General features: G+C 52.3%; 18 protein-coding genes. 9 read left to right on the top strand and 9 right to left on the bottom strand.

Annotated features, from left to right (window positions below; genetic code table 11):
- Positions 1 to 34 precede the first annotated feature (34 nt).
- Positions 35 to 1,735 (top strand): nitrate/nitrite two-component system sensor histidine kinase NarQ, encoded by a 1,701-nt coding sequence (narQ, locus tag ACJHX4_RS17820; RefSeq protein ID WP_001296285.1) that lies wholly within the window; start codon positions 35 to 37, stop codon positions 1,733 to 1,735.
- Between the two features lie 163 nt (positions 1,736 to 1,898).
- On the top strand, positions 1,899 to 5,012 hold the full coding sequence (gene acrD / locus ACJHX4_RS17815; protein ID WP_001273136.1) for a multidrug efflux RND transporter permease AcrD: 3,114 nt from the start codon (positions 1,899 to 1,901) through the stop codon (positions 5,010 to 5,012).
- 98 nt (positions 5,013 to 5,110) lie between these two features.
- Here the strand turns inward: acrD and ypfM are convergent, their stop codons facing one another.
- A complete protein-coding gene (ypfM, locus tag ACJHX4_RS17810) occupies positions 5,111 to 5,170 on the bottom strand; it encodes a protein YpfM (RefSeq protein WP_001386977.1) in 60 nt (19 codons plus the stop codon).
- Positions 5,171 to 5,550: 380 nt separating this feature from the next.
- Between ypfM and ACJHX4_RS17805 the strand changes: the two genes are divergently transcribed.
- The 3 genes from ACJHX4_RS17805 to ACJHX4_RS17795 are packed head-to-tail and all read left to right on the top strand — an operon-like array spanning position 5,551 to position 7,266.
- A complete protein-coding gene (locus tag ACJHX4_RS17805) occupies positions 5,551 to 5,907 on the top strand; it encodes an ArsC family reductase (protein WP_000258253.1) in 357 nt (118 codons plus the stop codon).
- A gap of 3 nt (positions 5,908 to 5,910) precedes the next feature.
- The gene (dapE, locus tag ACJHX4_RS17800) at positions 5,911 to 7,038 is read left to right on the top strand and encodes a succinyl-diaminopimelate desuccinylase (RefSeq protein ID WP_001277795.1); all 1,128 of its coding nucleotides are present in this window, start codon (positions 5,911 to 5,913) and stop codon (positions 7,036 to 7,038) included.
- A 27-nt stretch (positions 7,039 to 7,065) separates the two neighbouring features.
- Positions 7,066 to 7,266: a YpfN family protein gene (locus ACJHX4_RS17795; RefSeq protein WP_000383836.1), complete on the top strand. Its 201-nt coding sequence runs from the start codon at positions 7,066 to 7,068 to the stop codon at positions 7,264 to 7,266.
- A gap of 80 nt (positions 7,267 to 7,346) precedes the next feature.
- Here the strand turns inward: ACJHX4_RS17795 and ypfH are convergent, their stop codons facing one another.
- The 6 genes from ypfH to dapA all read right to left on the bottom strand — a co-directional run bounded on the left by ypfH (position 7,347) and on the right by dapA (position 14,035).
- Complete coding sequence (ypfH, locus tag ACJHX4_RS17790) at positions 7,347 to 8,045, bottom strand: esterase (RefSeq protein WP_000679830.1); 699 nt, start codon at positions 8,043 to 8,045, stop codon at positions 7,347 to 7,349.
- A gap of 73 nt (positions 8,046 to 8,118) precedes the next feature.
- Positions 8,119 to 10,134 carry a tRNA cytosine(34) acetyltransferase TmcA gene (gene tmcA / locus ACJHX4_RS17785; RefSeq protein ID WP_000829367.1) on the bottom strand — a complete coding sequence of 672 codons (2,016 nt, stop codon included), beginning with the start codon at positions 10,132 to 10,134 and terminating at the stop codon, positions 8,119 to 8,121.
- A 14-nt stretch (positions 10,135 to 10,148) separates the two neighbouring features.
- Entirely contained in the window at positions 10,149 to 11,012 is an 864-nt protein-coding gene (locus ACJHX4_RS17780) for a neutral zinc metallopeptidase (protein ID WP_001267498.1), read from the bottom strand.
- A gap of 167 nt (positions 11,013 to 11,179) precedes the next feature.
- Entirely contained in the window at positions 11,180 to 11,893 is a 714-nt protein-coding gene (gene purC, locus ACJHX4_RS17775; protein WP_001295467.1) for a phosphoribosylaminoimidazolesuccinocarboxamide synthase, read from the bottom strand.
- Between the two features lie 212 nt (positions 11,894 to 12,105).
- Positions 12,106 to 13,140, bottom strand: coding sequence for an outer membrane protein assembly factor BamC (bamC, locus tag ACJHX4_RS17770; RefSeq protein WP_001296286.1), 1,035 nt, complete (start codon positions 13,138 to 13,140; stop codon positions 12,106 to 12,108).
- 16 nt (positions 13,141 to 13,156) lie between these two features.
- A complete protein-coding gene (gene dapA, locus ACJHX4_RS17765; RefSeq protein ID WP_001295469.1) occupies positions 13,157 to 14,035 on the bottom strand; it encodes a 4-hydroxy-tetrahydrodipicolinate synthase in 879 nt (292 codons plus the stop codon).
- Positions 14,036 to 14,180: 145 nt separating this feature from the next.
- Here dapA and ACJHX4_RS17760 point away from each other — a divergent pair, with 145 nt between their 5' ends.
- Together ACJHX4_RS17760 and bcp are read left to right on the top strand one after the other, a co-directional pair.
- A complete protein-coding gene (locus tag ACJHX4_RS17760) occupies positions 14,181 to 14,753 on the top strand; it encodes a glycine cleavage system transcriptional repressor (RefSeq protein ID WP_000176187.1) in 573 nt (190 codons plus the stop codon).
- Positions 14,753 to 15,223, top strand: coding sequence for a thioredoxin-dependent thiol peroxidase (gene bcp, locus ACJHX4_RS17755; protein ID WP_001068682.1), 471 nt, complete (start codon positions 14,753 to 14,755; stop codon positions 15,221 to 15,223). The genes ACJHX4_RS17760 and bcp overlap by 1 nt, the downstream gene beginning before the upstream one ends.
- A 97-nt stretch (positions 15,224 to 15,320) precedes the next feature.
- Here bcp and ACJHX4_RS17750 read toward each other — a convergent pair whose 3' ends face one another.
- Complete coding sequence (locus tag ACJHX4_RS17750; protein ID WP_000892043.1) at positions 15,321 to 16,382, bottom strand: AI-2E family transporter; 1,062 nt, start codon at positions 16,380 to 16,382, stop codon at positions 15,321 to 15,323.
- A 212-nt stretch (positions 16,383 to 16,594) separates the two neighbouring features.
- Between ACJHX4_RS17750 and bepA the strand changes: the two genes are divergently transcribed.
- Together bepA and arsC are read left to right on the top strand one after the other, a co-directional pair.
- Entirely contained in the window at positions 16,595 to 18,058 is a 1,464-nt protein-coding gene (gene bepA, locus ACJHX4_RS17745) for a beta-barrel assembly-enhancing protease (RefSeq protein ID WP_000489665.1), read from the top strand.
- Between the two features lie 20 nt (positions 18,059 to 18,078).
- Positions 18,079 to 18,438 carry an arsenate reductase (glutaredoxin) gene (arsC, locus tag ACJHX4_RS17740; protein WP_000166449.1) on the top strand — a complete coding sequence of 120 codons (360 nt, stop codon included), beginning with the start codon at positions 18,079 to 18,081 and terminating at the stop codon, positions 18,436 to 18,438.
- 137 nt (positions 18,439 to 18,575) lie between these two features.
- On the opposite strand, the gene ACJHX4_RS17735 is transcribed toward arsC, so the two are convergent.
- Positions 18,576 to 19,277, bottom strand: coding sequence for a DnaA inactivator Hda (locus ACJHX4_RS17735; protein ID WP_001307333.1), 702 nt, complete (start codon positions 19,275 to 19,277; stop codon positions 18,576 to 18,578).
- Positions 19,278 to 19,362: the final 85 nt, after the last annotated feature.

Below are 19,362 nucleotides of genomic sequence, written 5' to 3'. Positions count from 1 at the left end.
GGAAGATTAATGATTTTTTGTGGAGAAGACGCGTGTGATTGTTAAACGACCCGTCTCGGCCAGTCTGGCCCGGGCCTTTTTTTACATTGTGCTGCTGTCGATTCTTTCCACGGGTATCGCTCTGCTAACGCTGGCGAGCAGTTTACGCGACGCTGAGGCTATCAATATTGCCGGATCGCTGCGTATGCAGAGTTACCGCCTGGGCTACGACTTGCAAAGTGGCAGTCCACAACTCAATGCACATCGCCAGTTATTTCAGCAGGCACTGCATTCACCGGTATTAACCAATCTCAACGTCTGGTATGTGCCAGAGGCAGTAAAAACCCGCTATGCGCATCTGAATGCCAACTGGCTGGAGATGAATAATCGGCTCAGCAAGGGCGACTTGCCGTGGTATCAGGCCAATATTAATAATTATGTTAATCAGATAGACCTGTTCGTGCTGGCTTTACAGCACTACGCTGAACGCAAAATGCTGCTGGTGGTGGCAATTTCCCTGGCTGGCGGCATCGGTATTTTCACGCTGGTCTTTTTTACTTTGCGCCGCATACGCCATCAGGTGGTTGCCCCGCTGAATCAGCTGGTTACCGCCAGTCAGCGTATTGAACACGGGCAGTTCGACTCGCCGCCGCTGGATACCAGCCTGCCGAATGAGCTTGGCCTGCTTGCAAAAACCTTTAACCAGATGTCGAGCGAGCTGCATAAATTGTACCGTTCGCTGGAGGCGTCAGTAGAAGAAAAGACCCGCGATCTCCACGAGGCCAAGCGTCGTCTGGAGGTGTTGTATCAGTGTTCGCAGGCGCTAAACACCAGCCAGATTGATGTGCATTGTTTCCGCCATATTTTGCAGATTGTTCGCGACAATGAAGCGGCTGAATATCTGGAGTTAAATGTCGGTGACAACTGGCGGATTAGCGAAGGGCAGCCAAACCCGGAATTGCCGATGCAGATTTTACCGGTGACAATGCAAGAGACGGTTTACGGAGAACTGCACTGGCAAAATAGTCACGTTTCATCATCAGAACCGCTGCTTAACAGCGTTTCGTCGATGCTGGGACGCGGTTTGTACTTTAATCAGGCGCAGAAGCATTTTCAGCAGTTATTGTTGATGGAAGAACGTGCGACCATCGCCCGCGAATTGCACGACTCGCTGGCTCAGGTACTTTCTTACTTACGTATCCAGTTGACGTTACTGAAGCGTTCGATACCGGAAGATAACGCCACCGCACAAAGTATCATGGCCGATTTTTCCCAGGCGTTGAATGATGCTTATCGGCAGTTACGCGAGCTGTTGACTACTTTCCGCCTGACGCTGCAGCAGGCGGATCTCCCCTCCGCGTTGAGGGAAATGCTGGATACGTTACAAAATCAAACCAGCGCCAAACTGACCCTCGACTGCCGTCTGCCAACCCTGGCGCTGGATGCGCAAATGCAGGTGCATTTGTTGCAAATTATTCGCGAAGCGGTGCTGAATGCGATGAAGCACGCCAACGCCAGCGAAATCGCCGTTAGCTGCGTCACCGCGCCGGATGGCAATCACACAGTCTATATTCGCGACAACGGGATTGGCATCGGTGAACCGAAAGAACCCGAAGGCCATTATGGTCTGAATATCATGCGCGAACGCGCGGAAAGATTGGGTGGGACGCTGACTTTTTCACAACCTTCCGGCGGCGGCACGTTAGTGAGTATTAGCTTTCGCTCTGCGGAGGGTGAGGAAAGTCAGCTGATGTAATGCCTCTTATTGACCAAAGAATAGTGGCACTTAAGGTTCAGTATAAAAGGGCATGATAATTTACATTAACTCCTTTTTTTCTCCACGATTGGCTCGTACCTTGCCGCTACAGTGAAGCAAGCCAAGCCTACAACGATACGCAGAAACACGAGGTCCTCTTTTAATGGCGAATTTCTTTATTGATCGCCCCATTTTTGCCTGGGTGCTGGCAATCCTGTTGTGTCTGACAGGTACCCTGGCGATTTTTTCATTGCCCGTTGAACAATACCCCGATCTCGCGCCACCGAATGTGCGAGTGACCGCTAACTATCCCGGCGCATCGGCCCAGACGCTGGAAAACACCGTGACCCAGGTTATCGAGCAAAATATGACCGGCCTCGATAATCTGATGTATATGTCATCTCAGAGCAGCGGCACCGGTCAGGCATCTGTCACGTTAAGTTTTAAAGCAGGCACCGATCCGGACGAAGCCGTGCAGCAAGTACAAAACCAGCTGCAATCAGCCATGCGAAAGTTACCGCAGGCGGTGCAAAATCAGGGCGTGACGGTGCGTAAAACCGGCGATACCAACATTCTGACCATTGCCTTCGTCTCTACCGATGGTTCGATGGATAAACAGGATATTGCCGATTATGTTGCCAGTAATATTCAGGACCCGTTAAGCCGCGTGAATGGCGTCGGGGATATCGATGCCTATGGTTCGCAATATTCCATGCGTATCTGGCTGGACCCGGCGAAACTCAACAGTTTCCAGATGACGGCTAAAGATGTCACCGATGCCATTGAATCACAGAACGCGCAGATTGCGGTTGGGCAACTTGGTGGTACGCCTTCCGTCGATAAGCAGGCGCTCAACGCCACCATTAACGCCCAGTCACTGCTGCAAACACCAGAACAGTTCCGCGATATCACCTTGCGGGTGAATCAGGACGGCTCAGAGGTAAGGCTGGGCGATGTCGCCACCGTCGAAATGGGGGCGGAGAAATACGATTATCTTAGCCGCTTCAATGGTAAGCCAGCCTCCGGGCTGGGGGTAAAACTGGCCTCCGGCGCGAACGAAATGGCGACAGCGGAGCTGGTGCTCAATCGTCTCGACGAGCTGGCGCAGTATTTTCCACACGGACTGGAATACAAGGTGGCGTATGAAACCACCTCTTTTGTAAAAGCCTCCATTGAAGACGTGGTGAAAACGCTTCTGGAAGCTATCGCCCTGGTTTTCCTCGTTATGTATCTGTTCCTGCAAAACTTCCGCGCCACGCTGATACCCACTATCGCCGTGCCGGTGGTGTTGATGGGAACCTTCTCGGTGCTTTATGCCTTCGGCTATAGCGTCAACACCTTAACCATGTTCGCGATGGTGCTGGCGATCGGTCTGCTGGTGGATGATGCCATCGTGGTGGTGGAAAACGTCGAACGTATTATGAGTGAGGAAGGACTCACTCCTCGCGAAGCCACACGTAAATCGATGGGGCAGATCCAGGGGGCACTGGTCGGGATTGCGATGGTGCTTTCGGCGGTATTTGTGCCAATGGCCTTCTTCGGCGGCACCACCGGTGCCATCTATCGCCAGTTCTCTATTACCATTGTTGCGGCGATGGTGCTGTCAGTACTGGTAGCGATGATCCTCACTCCGGCTCTGTGTGCCACACTACTTAAGCCACTGAAAAAAGGTGAGCATCACGGGCAAAAAGGCTTTTTTGCCTGGTTTAACCAGATGTTTAACCGCAACGCCGAACGCTACGAAAAAGGGGTGGCGAAAATTCTCCACCGTAGCCTGCGCTGGATTGTGATTTATGTCCTGCTGCTTGGCGGCATGGTGTTCCTGTTCCTGCGTTTGCCGACGTCGTTCTTACCGCTGGAAGACCGTGGCATGTTTACTACCTCGGTACAGTTGCCCAGCGGTTCAACCCAGCAACAGACCCTGAAAGTCGTTGAGCAAATCGAGAAATATTACTTCACCCATGAAAAAGACAACATCATGTCGGTGTTTGCCACCGTGGGTTCTGGCCCTGGGGGGAACGGGCAAAACGTGGCGCGAATGTTTATCCGCCTGAAAGACTGGAGCGAACGCGACAGTAAGACCGGCACCTCGTTTGCCATTATCGAGCGTGCAACGAAGGCGTTTAACAAGATTAAAGAAGCTCGCGTTATCGCCAGCAGCCCGCCAGCAATTAGCGGTCTTGGTAGTTCTGCGGGTTTTGATATGGAGTTGCAGGACCACGCTGGAGCGGGTCACGATGCGCTGATGGCAGCACGAAACCAGTTGCTGGCGCTGGCAGCGGAAAACCCGGAGCTAACCCGTGTGCGCCATAACGGCCTCGACGACAGTCCGCAGTTGCAGATTGATATCGACCAGCGTAAAGCTCAGGCGCTGGGCGTTGCTATCGACGATATTAACGACACACTGCAAACCGCCTGGGGTTCGAGCTATGTGAATGACTTTATGGATCGCGGTCGCGTGAAGAAAGTCTATGTGCAGGCAGCTGCGCCGTATCGCATGCTGCCAGATGACATCAATCTCTGGTATGTCCGAAATAAAGATGGCGGCATGGTGCCCTTCTCTGCTTTCGCGACCTCACGCTGGGAGACAGGCTCGCCGCGTCTGGAACGCTATAACGGTTATTCTGCGGTTGAGATTGTTGGGGAAGCCGCACCGGGGGTCAGTACCGGTACGGCGATGGATATTATGGAATCGTTAGTGAAGCAGTTGCCAAACGGCTTTGGTCTGGAGTGGACGGCGATGTCGTATCAGGAGCGGCTTTCCGGCGCGCAGGCTCCGGCGCTGTACGCCATTTCCTTGCTGGTGGTATTCCTGTGTCTGGCTGCGCTGTATGAAAGCTGGTCGGTGCCGTTCTCGGTAATGCTGGTCGTGCCGCTGGGGGTTATCGGCGCGCTGCTGGCAACCTGGATGCGCGGGCTGGAAAACGATGTTTACTTCCAGGTGGGCCTGTTAACGGTCATTGGTTTATCGGCGAAAAACGCCATCCTGATCGTCGAGTTTGCTAACGAGATGAACCAAAAAGGCCACGACCTGTTTGAAGCGACGCTCCACGCCTGCCGTCAGCGTTTACGCCCGATTCTGATGACCTCGCTGGCATTTATCTTCGGCGTATTGCCAATGGCAACCAGCACAGGTGCCGGTTCCGGTGGTCAGCATGCGGTGGGTACTGGCGTAATGGGCGGGATGATTTCGGCCACTATTCTGGCTATTTACTTCGTGCCGCTGTTCTTTGTGCTGGTGCGCCGCCGCTTCCCGCTGAAGCCGCGCCCGGAATAAGCAATAAAAAAGGCGACATGCCAATGTGTCGCCCTTTTCAACTTTCCGATTAAGAACCTGCTCAGCGGGTTCTTGCTGTTTGTACTTTGTCTCAGGAATTACTTACGAAGCATAACTTCGATAAAGTCTTTCCAGTTCCCCAGTTCACGTTCAATCATAACAACCTCTCTTATAATTATGGGTATTCTACGGAAACAATATACCGTGGTGAAGCTAATTTACTCGATTGCTGCGATGACTACCTCCGGGGGACAAACCTTATGTAAATACTATGGTCCTGCGGTGATGATTTGTATGTGATACACCGCAACATTTCGAGATATTCATACGGCATCTAATACTGATTTAATTCTGGTTAAAATACAGACAGATAACAAGATGAATATTCTTAATGTTTACGTTAAAAATGTTTAATGTTATTTAATAGTTGTTAATTTGAATACTTCGATAATGTTATATTTCCTGATAATCATTTGCAGGCAAAATGTTTTCACCCTTAAATGAGTATTTATTCTCATAAATCGAAAAAGGATTCATTATGGTTACACTTTACGGCATCAAAAATTGTGACACCATTAAAAAGGCTCGCCGTTGGCTGGAAGCCAATAACATCGACTATCGTTTTCATGATTACCGCGTCGATGGATTGGACAGCGAATTATTGAACGGTTTTATCAACGAATTAGGCTGGGAAGCGTTACTCAACACCCGTGGTACAACCTGGCGTAAACTGGACGAAACCACCCGCAATAAAATCACCGATGCGGCCTCTGCGGCGACATTAATGACTGAAATGCCTGCAATTATCAAACGTCCATTGCTCTGCGCGCCTGGTAAGCCTATGCTGCTGGGTTTCAGTGAATCCAGTTATCAGCAATTTTTCCATGAGGTGTAGTCTATGTCGTGCCCGGTTATTGAGCTGACACAACAGCTTATTCGCCGCCCTTCCCTGAGTCCTGATGACGCAGGATGCCAGGCTTTGTTGATTGAACGTTTGCAGGCGATCGGTTTTACCGTTGAACGCATGGACTTTGCCGATACGCAGAATTTTTGGGCATGGCGCGGGCAGGGTGAAACGTTAGCCTTTGCCGGGCATACCGACGTGGTGCCGCCTGGCGACGCCGACCGTTGGATCAATCCACCATTTGAACCAACCATTCGTGACGGCATGTTATTTGGGCGAGGTGCGGCAGATATGAAAGGCTCGCTGGCGGCGATGGTGGTAGCGGCAGAACGCTTTGTCGCACAACATCCCAACCATACAGGGCGACTGGCATTTCTGATCACCTCTGATGAAGAAGCTAGTGCCCACAACGGTACGGTAAAAGTCGTCGAAGCGTTAATGGCGCGTAATGAGCGTCTCGATTACTGTCTGGTTGGCGAACCGTCGAGTATCGAAGTGGTAGGTGATGTGGTGAAAAATGGTCGTCGCGGATCGTTAACCTGCAACCTTACCATTCATGGCGTTCAGGGGCATGTTGCCTACCCACATCTGGCTGACAATCCGGTACATCGCGCAGCACCTTTCATTAATGAATTAGTGGCTATTGAGTGGGATCAGGGTAATGACTTCTTCCCGGCGACCAGTATGCAGATTGCCAATATTCAGGCGGGAACGGGCAGTAACAACGTTATTCCAGGTGAACTGTTTGTGCAGTTTAACTTCCGCTTTAGCACCGAACTGACGGATGAGATGATCAAAGCGCAGGTGCTTGCCCTGCTTGAAAAACATCAACTGCGCTATACGGTGGATTGGTGGCTTTCCGGGCAGCCATTTTTGACCGCGCGCGGTAAACTGGTGGATGCGGTCGTTAACGCGGTTGAGCACTATAATGAAATTAAACCGCAGCTACTGACCACAGGCGGAACGTCCGACGGGCGCTTTATTGCCCGCATGGGGGCGCAGGTGGTGGAACTCGGGCCGGTCAATGCCACGATTCATAAAATCAATGAATGTGTGAACGCTGCCGACCTGCAGCTACTTGCCCGTATGTATCAACGTATCATGGAACAGCTCGTCGCCTGATGAGTGGTTCTGCAAGAGGAAATAAGCATGGACTGGCTGGCTAAATATTGGTGGATTCTGGTGATTGTCTTTTTGGTAGGCGTCCTGCTGAACGTGATTAAAGATCTCAAGCGCGTCGACCATAAGAAATTTCTCGCCAACAAGCCGGAGCTTCCCCCGCATCGTGATTTCAACGATAAGTGGGACGATGACGACGACTGGCCGAAAAAGGATCAACCGAAGAAGTAAGCTAAGTGGCCGGATAAGGCGTTAACGCCGCATCCGGCCATGATGCCTGATACAGTCTTATCAGACCTACCCGGCTATTATTACATCATTTCAATCACATCATCATCGCCAGGCTTACCGCCGCTTAGCGCTTCGTCGAAATAATGTTTCGGAATGGTATAACGCAAGTGATCCAGGGCAAATTGCATACTGCGATTGTCGATCGCATGGCCTAAATCCTCCACGATATCCAGCGTCACGTCACCACCGGCACTGATTAACGCTTCCTGCGCCGCAACCGCATGCGCCAGATCGATAACCGGATCTTCACCGCCATGAATCAAGTGAATTGTTGTGGCTGTAGACGCGGTTTCCGGCAGGCTCGCGTAGCGTCCGTTGAAGGCAATGACGCGCGAAGCAAGGCCCGGTTCGGCTTTAATGCTCTCCAGCGCCATAATCGCGCCTTGTGAGAAACCGATTAGCGCCGTGGCGTTAGCCCCTACTCCGCTTTGTTTCTGCCAGTAGCGCACCGTCTCAATAAACGTCGGCATGATGGCATTCACACGCGCCTGGCGATTATCTTCCGTAATACCCTGCACCGAAAACCACTGACGCCCCGCCGGATTACCGCTCGGCTCCGCGCCACCGACACTCACCACCAGCGCATCAGGAAACAGCGGCGCAAACCAGCTACCTATTTCCCCCATTGCCACCGGGTTATCCCCGACACCGTGGAAAAGCAGTAACAACTGTTGTGCTGGTTTATCCGGGCTTTGAACAACAAAATGGTCATGTTTCATGGCGAACTCCTTAACTGATGTCATTAATTTTACGCCGCTGACTCACAATGACCATGGGAGAAAATTGAAGGAGTCAGTGAAAAAATTGCCATTGCGTTATGCGATCGCGCAGACGCTCAGTGCGAACATCATCAAGTGCGAATAGCGCCTGCGCGGCCTCTTCCCGCTGGCGAACCAGTAACAGCTTACGGCCTGAAAGTTTAAGTGTGGTACATAACTGCGCGTCACTGGCGTTTTTCTGTAAACGCCCACGCAGCGCCGGTAATGCCAGTTCGCTGGTTTGTAGCAGACGCAATAAGCAACCTAACGACGTTAATAGCGGACGATGAGTGAAAGCAAAACCGGCCAGTTCAAGCCAGTCGTCGTCAGAAAGGACGGCATCGTTTAGTGGATCAACAGGAAGCATTTCGCCATTCCACTGCGCGAGAGCTTGCGCATCGCGACGTAAACGGTAATGCTCACGTTCAGCCAGCTGTTTACCCGCATCACTCATCGGTAACAGCGCCATCGCCGTATAGCAACCGCTGCTGGCTTCACGATGATTACCCATTCGCACCAGCACAAAACCGCAGCGTTGCCAGAAACGCCATAACTCCTCGGTGTAACCAAAACTCACCGAAAGATAGTCGAGGTCATGAATATATTGCAAAGCACCAGCAATAAGCTGTCGCCCTGTGCCTTCCCGCTGACGAGTCGGATGAACTGCTATCCGGCTAACCCGCCGTCCGCGCAATGTCGCCGCCAGTGGATTGCTGCCGTGCGCCGCCAGCGACTGGGCCACCAGATTACCCCGCGGGCGACGAAAACCCGCCCATACCGCCTGACTGAGTTCTTGAGATAATCCGCCCTCATCCACCAGCCACAGCGCTCCGGCAATCTCGTTTCCGCCAGCCGCCTGTAAAAAATGTTGACCTGGTGCATCCATCATGCGGCGTAAATCCAGCGGCGAGGTCCGGTAGTGCGCACCAGACAATAACTGATAAACCTTTAACGGCGTTTCTGGCTCGCTTCGCCATAACGTCTGTTCAAATGCGGAAATAACGATATTGCCTTGTGGTGTATGGGTGAAGTTTTCATCGTCAAACACCAGTGCCTCACTAACCATTTTTTCCAGCGGGCATCCCTGCGCCCAACGGATCGGCTGTTGTAGTTCAAAACGGTGTAAATGCGGAAAGCGAGCGCAAAATTTCAGCAAAAAACCACGTCCGGTGCCTTCGTAGCCCTGCACCGTAGTAGTTAACAACGTTCGAGGAAAACGCGATACCAGTTGATACAACAACGGCGCAGGTATAGCTGCGGCTTCATCGACCACCAGCCAGTCGGCTTGCTCATCGCTGGCTAACAAGGCATCCGGCGCAATAAAGCGAAACTTCTCGCCCGCAAATTGTGCCAGTACATCCGTTGCCGCTTTTGCGGGAGCGGTGACAATCGCACTGCCCGCAATACGAGAAATGAGTTGCCCTGCCAACGCCGACTTACCGCGCCCACGCGCAGCAGTTACCGCTGCCACACCCGGCGGCATGGTCAGTAGCTGCTGTAAGAGTTGCTGTTGTTCTGGTTGTGGTGCGCCGGTAGCGGGGTGCCAGTCAGTACGGGGAGTAAAATGCGCCAACGAGAACGGCTGGTTTTGCCGCCAGAGGATAGCGTCGTTATTCGCCGTAAGTACGCGTTTGAAATGCTGGACAAAATGCGGCGTCGCAATAGGGTCAGGGCAATCACTCCAGCGCAGCGAGTCGGCATCAGGTTGGTTTTCCCACTCATCCCATACAGGGAGTAACAACACCAGCCAGCTTCCCGCTTTCAACGTTCCGCTAAGTGCCGCAAAGGCAGCGGCATCAAAGCCGTGGCGGGCGTCGAATACCGCATGCCGGAACTCGCGCCCAAGTAAAGTTTGTAGTGCCGAGGGAGAACAGTGGTTTTCAGCATCTGGCTGCGGCGAAATCCACAGCCAGTCGCCAGGTAAGGCATCACGCAACTTAAGCGCATGATCAAAACACCAACGCTCTTCCCCGCTCAACACCAGCAAGCGGCGGATCCCTTCACGTTTCATTTGCGCTGTTAATGTGTGAAGCGCAGTCAGTTCAGCCATCCCTGCCCCGGAAGTTAAATGCTTTTACCAAAAGTATTGCATTGTGCCGGATCGCCGCTGTCGAAACCACGTTTAAACCAGCTGTAGCGTTGCTGAGAAGTGCCATGAGTGAAACTGTCTGGTACTACTCGCCCCTGACTTTGCTGTTGTAAACGGTCATCGCCGATGGCCTGCGCCGCGTTCAGCGCCTCTTCCAGATCGCCGGTTTCCAGAACACCTTGCTGCTGCATACTATGCCCCCAGACACCGGCAAAACAGTCGGCCTGGAGTTCCATACGCACAGATAAGCGGTTTACTTCCGCCTGCGTCGCGTTTTGTTGCAGTTGACGAACTTTCGGCTCGATGCCTAACAGTTTCTGCACATGATGACCGACTTCATGAGCGATAACGTACCCCTGGGCAAAATCGCCATCCGCGCCAAGTTTGTCTTTCATGTCATCATAGAAGGAGAGATCGATATAAACTGTGCCATCCGCCGGGCAATAGAATGGCCCCATTATGGACTGGCCCGCCCCGCAGCCGGTACGCGTCATTCCACGGTACATGACCAGCTTCGGTTGCTGATAGGTTTTACCCATCTTCTCGAATTGCTGTCCCCAGGTGTCTTCCGTGGTTGCCAGAATCACCGAGGTGAATTTTGCGGCTTCGTCTTCATTAGGGCTAATTGACCGCGTTGATTGCTGTTGGGAAACCGGCTGTCCGGTCATCAACCCGGTTAAATCAACGCCATAGTAGCCTGCAACCAGCACGACTATCAGTAAAATCAGCCCGCCTTTACCGCTTGGCAGGCGAAAACCGGGACCGCCCATTGACGGACCGCCGGAGCTATTGCGCCTGTCTTCAACATTGTCACTTTCACGTCGCCCTTGCCAACGCATAGATACCTCAACATTATATTCATTATAGAAATGATCGTAGGTGGTTCAGAGGAAGATTACCACAGGAAAGCGGGATGAAATGGCGGAGGAATGAGCGTTCAATACTCATCTTATGAGAGCGGTTGTCTTGCCGTGCCAGCAGCACGGCAAGATGATGAACAGAAAAATCAGTCCAGCTGTACACCCAGGCGGCGGGCGACGGCTTCATAGGCTTCGATCAGGCCACCGAGGCTCTGGCGGAAACGGTCTTTGTCCATTTTCTCCAGCGTTTCTTTGTCCCACAGGCGGCTGCCGTCCGGGGAGAACTCATCGCCCAGAACCACTTCGCCTTTGTACAGACCAAACTCCAGCTTGAAGTCGACCAGAATCAGACCAGCATCATCGAACAGTTTTTTCAGCACGTCGTTCGCTTTGTAGGTCAGCTCTTTCATACGCGCCAGGTTCTCTTTGCTCACCCAGCCAAAGGTTTCGCAGTAAGATTCGTTGACCATCGGATCGTGCATGGCGTCGTTTTTCAGGAACAGATCGAACAGCGGCGGGTTCAGCTCAATACCTTCTTCGATTCCAAGACGTTTCACCAGAGAGCCAGCAGCACGGTTACGCACGACACACTCAACCGGCACCATATCCAGCTTTTTCACCAGACATTCGGTATCGGAGAGCAGACGCTCCATTTGAGTCGGGATACCCGCTTCAGCCAGTTTGCTCATAATGAAGTAGTTGAACTTGTTGTTCACCATACCTTTGCGATCAAACTGCTCAATGCGCGCGCCATCCCCTGCTGACGTATCATTGCGGAATTCGAGCACCAACAGGTCCGGGTTTTCCGTGCTGTATACGGTTTTCGCTTTACCACGATACAACTCAGCTTGCTTTTGCATCTTTATCACTCCTGGGTGTGAATTAACGTTTTAAAATCTTTTGCTGTCTGGTGTGCCGGATGTTTTGTCGGATGCGGCGTGAACGCCTTATCCGACCTACGTCCGACAAACAAATTTCGTGCGAATTACCGCTAAAATCGCGTTTTTCTGCCGACGCACACGTTTGCGTATCATATCAGAAAAAAGGGCCGGATGACTCCAGCCCTGTATTTTTACTTGCTAAACGCAGCCTGGAAGACAGCTACCAGCGCGTCGTTCTGACTCTGAGTCAGAGTATGACCTTTCGGATCGATGAACTGTAGGCTGCTGCGGTTATCTAAATCGCCAACCTGCAGTTTATAGTCACCGGATGCCAGACCTGGATCGCTCGCGCCCAGTTCGTGCCATTCGCTGTCAGACAGCGGCTTATAAGTTACGGCCATGTTACCCTGCGAACGGGTGCTGTCGGTCACTTTCATGCCCACTTTTTCCAGCGCAGCTGGCAGACGTTGCCAAACCACATTGAACGGCCCGCGTACGACCAGCATTGGTAAACCGGTGTCATCAGCTGCACTTTGTACGTCCATAGTGGTGGAGGCACGATTTTGCGCAGCGTTCGCGGCGTCAGTGGCAGATTTATCCAGACCGGCGGAAATAACGTTCATCATCTCCGTGCTGTAACGCTGCATGGACGCCGCGTCTGCAACCGGTTTGCCCGCCTGTTCCAGGTTCAGCAGTTTAACCGTAACCGCCTGCTGATAACCCTGCGGCTTAACAGAGATTTGATAACGACCACGATACTGCTCGTCTTCGTCCAGACGGTTCCATTGTACCCAATCGGTGGTCAGTGTCTGACCAGCATCATCACGTTGGGTGATGGTGTAGTTTTTCGCCTGCAGCACGCTAACCACCTGCGGCCACAGAGTATTGCCACGACCATTTTCCACCAGCAATGAAGCGGTATCGCCCGTGAACTGGGTACGCGCGCCAGAAACCAGTGCCAACGGCTGGGCTGGTGGACGAATGTCCAGCGCCTTACCGACAGCACCACTACCGTTGGTCACCGGGATTGCATAATCGCCGGAGGTCACCGGCAAAATCATTCCAGCCGGGGCATGAAGCTCCGCAAGCGGTGCCGCTTCCAGGTAGGCTTCATCACCACTGACCTGACGCTTATAGCGTGAGTCAGAACTACAGGCAGCGAGTAATAAAACAAGCGAAACACCCGCAACCTTTGCCAGGCGCGACTTTTGAACAGAGTAAGCCATCAAATCTCCCTAAACTTTACAGCAAACCGGCATGCTTAAGCGCCGCTCTGACCGTCTCACGACCACTGTCGGTGATTGGTGTCATTGGCAGGCGCAGCGTATCGGTCGCCACAAGACCCAGTTCCTTACATGCCCATTTCACCGGGATTGGATTGGGTTCGACAAATAGTTTGTTGTGTAATGGCATCAGACGCTGATTAATAACGCGTGCCTCGGCAAAATGCCCTTCTGCTGCCAGTTTGCACATCTGGGCCATATCACGCGCTGCGACGTTAGCCGTAACGGAAATAACCCCATGACCGCCTAATTGCATGAAGTCCAGCGCGCTCGCATCATCGCCGCTCAGCAGAACAAAATCATCTGAAACCAGCTCTTTGATCTGGTTTACACGCGTTAAGTTCCCTGTTGCCTCTTTGATTCCGATAATATTTTTTACTTTCGCCAGACGGCCCACCGTTTCCGGGAGCAGATCGCAGCCAGTACGGGACGGCACATTATACAGAATTTGCGGCAGGTCAGTATGTTCAGCGATGGCTTTGAAATGCTGATACAAACCTTCTTGCGACGGACGATTGTAGTAAGGGGTTACCGTCAGGCAGCCGACGATACCGCTGTCATTGAAGCGCTGCGTCAGGCTAATGGCTTCCGCAGTAGCGTTAGCACCGGTCCCGGCAATCACCGGAATGCGCCCGTCAGCCAGCTCCAGCGTCATCATCACCACATCAGCATGTTCGTCATGATTTAAGGTAGCGGACTCGCCAGTGGTGCCAACAGAAACGATCGCCGAAGTACCGCTGGCGACATGATAATCAATCAGTTTTTTCAAGCTAGCCCGACAGACATTACCTTTTTCATCCATCGGAGTAACAATCGCGACAATACTTCCCGTGAACATGGGCCATCCTCTGTGCAAACAAGTGTCTCAATGGTACGTTTGGTATGGCATTAAAAGCAAGCAGACAGAACCGTTCTGATTGTTGTATGCATGTTTTTTTTATGCTTTCCTTAAGAACAACTCACCCCTTGAAGGAATAACCAGTTTGACACTGTCATCGCAACATTATCTGGTGATCACTGCGTTGGGTGCCGATCGCCCTGGAATAGTGAACACCATCACCCGTCATGTCAGTAGTTGCGGCTGTAATATTGAAGACAGTCGCCTGGCGATGCTGGGAGAAGAGTTCACGTTTATCATGCTGCTTTCCGGTTCATGGAATGCAATCACCCTGATTGAATCAACGTTACCGTTGAAAGGTGCCGAACTGGATCTTTTAATCGTGATGAAGCGCACGACGGCGCGTCCGCGTCCACCAATGCCAGCATCTGTCTGGGTTCAGGTCGATGTGGCAGACTCCCCGCATTTAATTGAACGCTTCACAGCACTTTTCGACGCGCATCATATGAACATTGCGGAGCTGGTGTCGCGCACGCAACCTGCTGAAAATGAACGGGCTGCGCAGTTACATATTCAGATAACTGCCCACAGCCCCGCATCTGCGGACGCAGCAAATATTGAGCAAGCGTTCAAAGCCCTATGTACAGAACTCAATGCACAAGGCAGTATTAACGTCGTCAATTATTCCCAACATGATGAACAGGATGGAGTTAAGTAATGAATCCACTGAAAGCCGGTGATATCGCACCGAAATTTAGCTTGCCGGATCAAGACGGAGAACAAGTTAATTTGACCGACTTCCAGGGACAGCGTGTTCTGGTTTATTTCTACCCGAAAGCCATGACCCCCGGCTGTACCGTACAGGCCTGCGGCTTACGCGATAACATGGATGAGTTGAAAAAAGCGGGCGTTGATGTGCTGGGTATCAGCACCGATAAACCCGAAAAACTCTCCCGTTTTGCGGAAAAAGAGCTGCTTAACTTTACGCTCCTGTCTGATGAGGACCACCAGGTGTGCGAACAATTCGGCGTCTGGGGTGAAAAGTCCTTCATGGGCAAAACCTACGATGGTATTCATCGCATCAGCTTCCTGATTGACGCTGATGGCAAAATCGAACATGTCTTTGACGATTTCAAAACCAGCAATCACCACGACGTTGTGCTGAACTGGCTGAAAGAACACGCCTGATTACTTTGCTCCATTCCGTGCTGGCTGCGCTTGCGGCCAGCACATCTCAAATCTTCTCACTGCCCTGCAACACTCGTTTCAAATTTTTCGCTGAAGGTCAGTCTTGCGCGATTTGCCCATCAGGCCAGGCGTGAATCACGGCTTTGATCAGCGTCGCCAATGGAATAGCGAAGAATACGCCCCAGAATCCCCACAAACCACCGAAGATCACCACCGATAAAATAATCACCAGAGGATGCAGGTTAACCGCTTCGGAGAACAACACCGGTACTAACAGGTTGCCGTCCAGCGCCTGAATAATCAGATACACCGCGAAGCAGCTCCAGAATTCCGTGCCAGCACCAAACTGGAATAGCGCCACGCCAACCACCGGAATGGTCACCACAAATGCGCCAATGTACGGAATAAGTACCGAGAAGCCGACCAGCACCGCCAGCAGCAGCGAATAGTTCAGCCCAAAGAGCAAGAACCCCAGCCAGGTGGCGATCCCTACCACGATCATCTCCAGCACTTTGCCGCGGATATAGTTGGTGATTTGTTGATTCATCTCCTTCCACACCTGTCCTGCCAGTCCACGGTTGCGCGGCAGCACCCGGCGAACGGCGTTCAGCATCTGCTCTTTGTCTTTCAGCAGGAAGAAGACCATCAATGGCACCAGCACCAGATAGACGGCAATGGTCAGCAAACCGACCAACGAGGCGAGGGAAATTTTCACCACCGAATCGCCCATGGTCAGCATCCGACTGCGCATATTTTCGGCCATTGCATCAATAATGCCCGCATCCATTAACGCCGGATAGCGGCGCGGCAACGTGGCGGCAAAGTCAGAAAGCTTATTGAGCATCCCCGGCATATCGCGGATTAAGTAGATGCCCTGCTGCCAGGCAATAGGCAGAACCACGAACGCCATCAGTAGCAATATACCGACGAAAACCACCAATACAATCGACGTCGCCCAGCGGCGGGAACAGCCAATAGATTGCAGGCGCACGGTTGGCCACTCCAGCAAATAGGCCAGCACAATAGCCACCAGCAACGGAGCAAGCAGGCCACTAAAGAAAAAGATAATGCCAAATCCGGCGACTAAAATAACCAGCAAGGCAATCGCTTCCGGGTCGCTAAAACGGCGGCGATACCATTGCATCAACATTTCGAGCATACAGACCTTACCTGAACCTCAAGAGCGGGATTGCGATCCGCAATTGTATCGAAATGTCACAAAAAAGACTTCGCTTTTTATGACGGATTCAGGAAACTGAAAAGTTATTTGAGTGGGCTAATCTTCGTCGTTACACTCAAAGGCGGCGCGGTGGGAACGATATTTCACAGTATCGGTCAAATGACTATCTCCAGAAATACAGGATAGAGGTTATGTTCAGGCAGTTGAAAAAAAACCTGGTTGCAACCCTCATTGCTGCTATGACCATTGGTCAGGTAGCCCCGGCGTTTGCCGACAGCGCAGACACCTTGCCGGATATGGGAACCTCCGCAGGAAGCACACTTTCCATTGGTCAGGAAATGCAGATGGGCGACTATTATGTCCGCCAGTTACGCGGCAGCGCGCCGTTAATTAATGACCCGCTATTAACGCAATATATTAATTCGCTAGGAATGCGTCTGGTTTCGCATGCCAATTCGGTTAAGACACCGTTTCATTTCTTTCTGATCAACAACGACGAAATTAACGCCTTTGCTTTCTTTGGCGGCAACGTGGTGCTGCACTCTGCCCTGTTCCGTTATTCCGATAACGAAAGTCAACTGGCTTCAGTTATGGCGCACGAAATCTCCCACGTCACCCAACGTCACCTGGCGCGAGCGATGGAAGATCAGCAGCGCAGCGCGCCGCTGACCTGGGTCGGCGCGTTAGGTTCTATTTTACTGGCGATGGCCAGTCCGCAGGCGGGGATGGCGGCGCTGACCGGTACACTGGCGGGAACGCGCCAGGGGATGATCAGTTTCACCCAGCAAAATGAACAGGAAGCGGACCGCATTGGTATTCAGGTGCTGCAACGCTCGGGATTCGATCCGCAGGCGATGCCGACCTTCCTCGAAAAATTACTCGATCAGGCGCGTTACTCCTCGCGTCCGCCGGAAATTTTATTGACTCACCCGTTGCCGGAAAGTCGTCTGGCAGATGCCCGCAACCGTGCTAATCAGATGCGCCCGATGGTGGTGCAGTCGTCGGAAGATTTCTATCTGGCGAAAGCGCGCACACTGGGGATGTATAATTCCGGACGTAACCAGCTCACCAGTGATTTGCTGGATGAATGGGCGAAAGGAAACGTTCGTCAGCAACGAGCGGCGCAATATGGTCGTGCTCTACAGGCGATGGAAGCCAATAAATACGACGAAGCGCGTAAAACGCTGCAACCGTTACTGGCAGCAGAACCTGGCAACGCATGGTATCTCGATCTGGCTACCGATATCGATCTTGGGCAAAACAAAGCCAATGACGCTATCAATCGCCTGAAAAATGCCCGCGATTTGCGCACCAATCCGGTGTTGCAGCTCAACCTGGCGAACGCTTATCTGCAAGGGGGGCAACCACAGGAAGCGGCCAATATTCTGAATCGCTACACTTTTAACAATAAAGATGACAGCAACGGCTGGGATTTACTGGCACAGGCGGAAGCCGCACTAAATAACCGCGATCAGGAACTGGCTGCGCGAGCAGAAGGTTATGCGCTCGCCGGGCGACTCGATCAGGCTATTTCCTTGTTGAGTAGCGCCAGTTCGCAGGTGAAATTAGGCAGCCTGCAACAAGCGCGTTACGATGCGCGCATCGACCAGTTGCGCCAGCTGCAGGAACGCTTTAAGCCTTATACCAAGATGTAATTCGCATTAAAGGAAGAACAATGACCAAACAGGTAAAAATCTACCATAACCCACGCTGTTCAAAGAGCCGGGAAACGCTGAACCTGCTGAAAGAAAACGGCGTGGAGCCAGAAGTGGTGCTCTACCTTGAGACACCCGCCGATGCGGCAACGCTGCGTGATTTGCTGAAAATGCTGGGGATGAATAGCGCTCGTGAATTGATGCGCCAAAAAGAGGATCTTTATAAAGAACTGAACCTGGCTGACAGTTCACTTAGCGAAGAGGCGCTGATTCAGGCGATGGTGGATAATCCGAAACTAATGGAACGCCCGATTGTGGTCGCGAATGGCAAAGCACGGATTGGTCGTCCACCGGAGCAGGTACTGGAAATCGTGGGTTAAGATGTGCTCCATCGCTAGTTGAAGCACATTGCCGGATGCGACGCTTGCCGCGTCTTATCCGGCCTACGAATACTATGGATTAACTTCGCGTAGGTCGGATAAGGCGTTCGCGCCGCATCCGACAATAAACACCTTATCTACAACTTCAGAATTTCTTTCACAAAAGGAATGGTCAGCTTGCGTTGCGCGGTAATCGACGCACGATCCAGCTGATCCAGCGTCATAAACAACGTGCGCATTTCTCTGTCGAGCCGCTTCAGCAAGAAACGCCCCACATCTTCCGGCAGTTCAAAACCACGCAAACGCGCGCGTAACTGTAGCGCCTGCAACTTATCTTCATCAGAAAGTGGCTGCAATTTGTAGATCTGCCCCCAGTCGAGACGCGACGCGAGATCCGGTAATCCCAGATTCAACTGCCGCGGTGGACGATCGCCGGTGATCAACAACCGTGTTTTGCCCGATTCCAGAATTCGATTGTAGAGATCGAAAATCGCCATCTCCCACAACTCATCGCCGGCAATACACTCAATGTTGTCAATACAGACCAGCGACAAATGCTCCATACCGTCGAGCACTTCCGGAACAAACCAGGTGCGTTTATCCAGCGGGACATAGCCCACCGCATCGCCACGCTGCGACAATTCCGCGCAAGCCGCGTGCAGCAGATGGCTGCGCCCCGCGCCTTCGCGTGCCCAGAGATAGATGTAACCGCTATGTTCCTGACGCAGCACGTTTTGCAGCGCGGCCAGTAAAGAGGAGTTATCCCCCGGCCAGAAACTTGCAAAGGTTTCGTCGTCAGGAAGATAAAGTGGCAAAGAGAGCTGTGCCGGTGTGTTCAGAGATACCTCAACCAGGATTTCACAAAATCGCGAGAAGTTTACCACAGAATCCCATGATGTTTGAACCGGGCAGCAACACTGCCCG

It is taken from the genome of Escherichia sp. WS2035 (assembly GCF_046487065.1).
GTDB lineage: Bacteria > Pseudomonadota > Gammaproteobacteria > Enterobacterales > Enterobacteriaceae > Escherichia > Escherichia coli.
The sequence above is the reverse complement of the archived record's forward strand: the minus strand, read 5'-3'. Positions and strand labels throughout refer to the sequence as shown.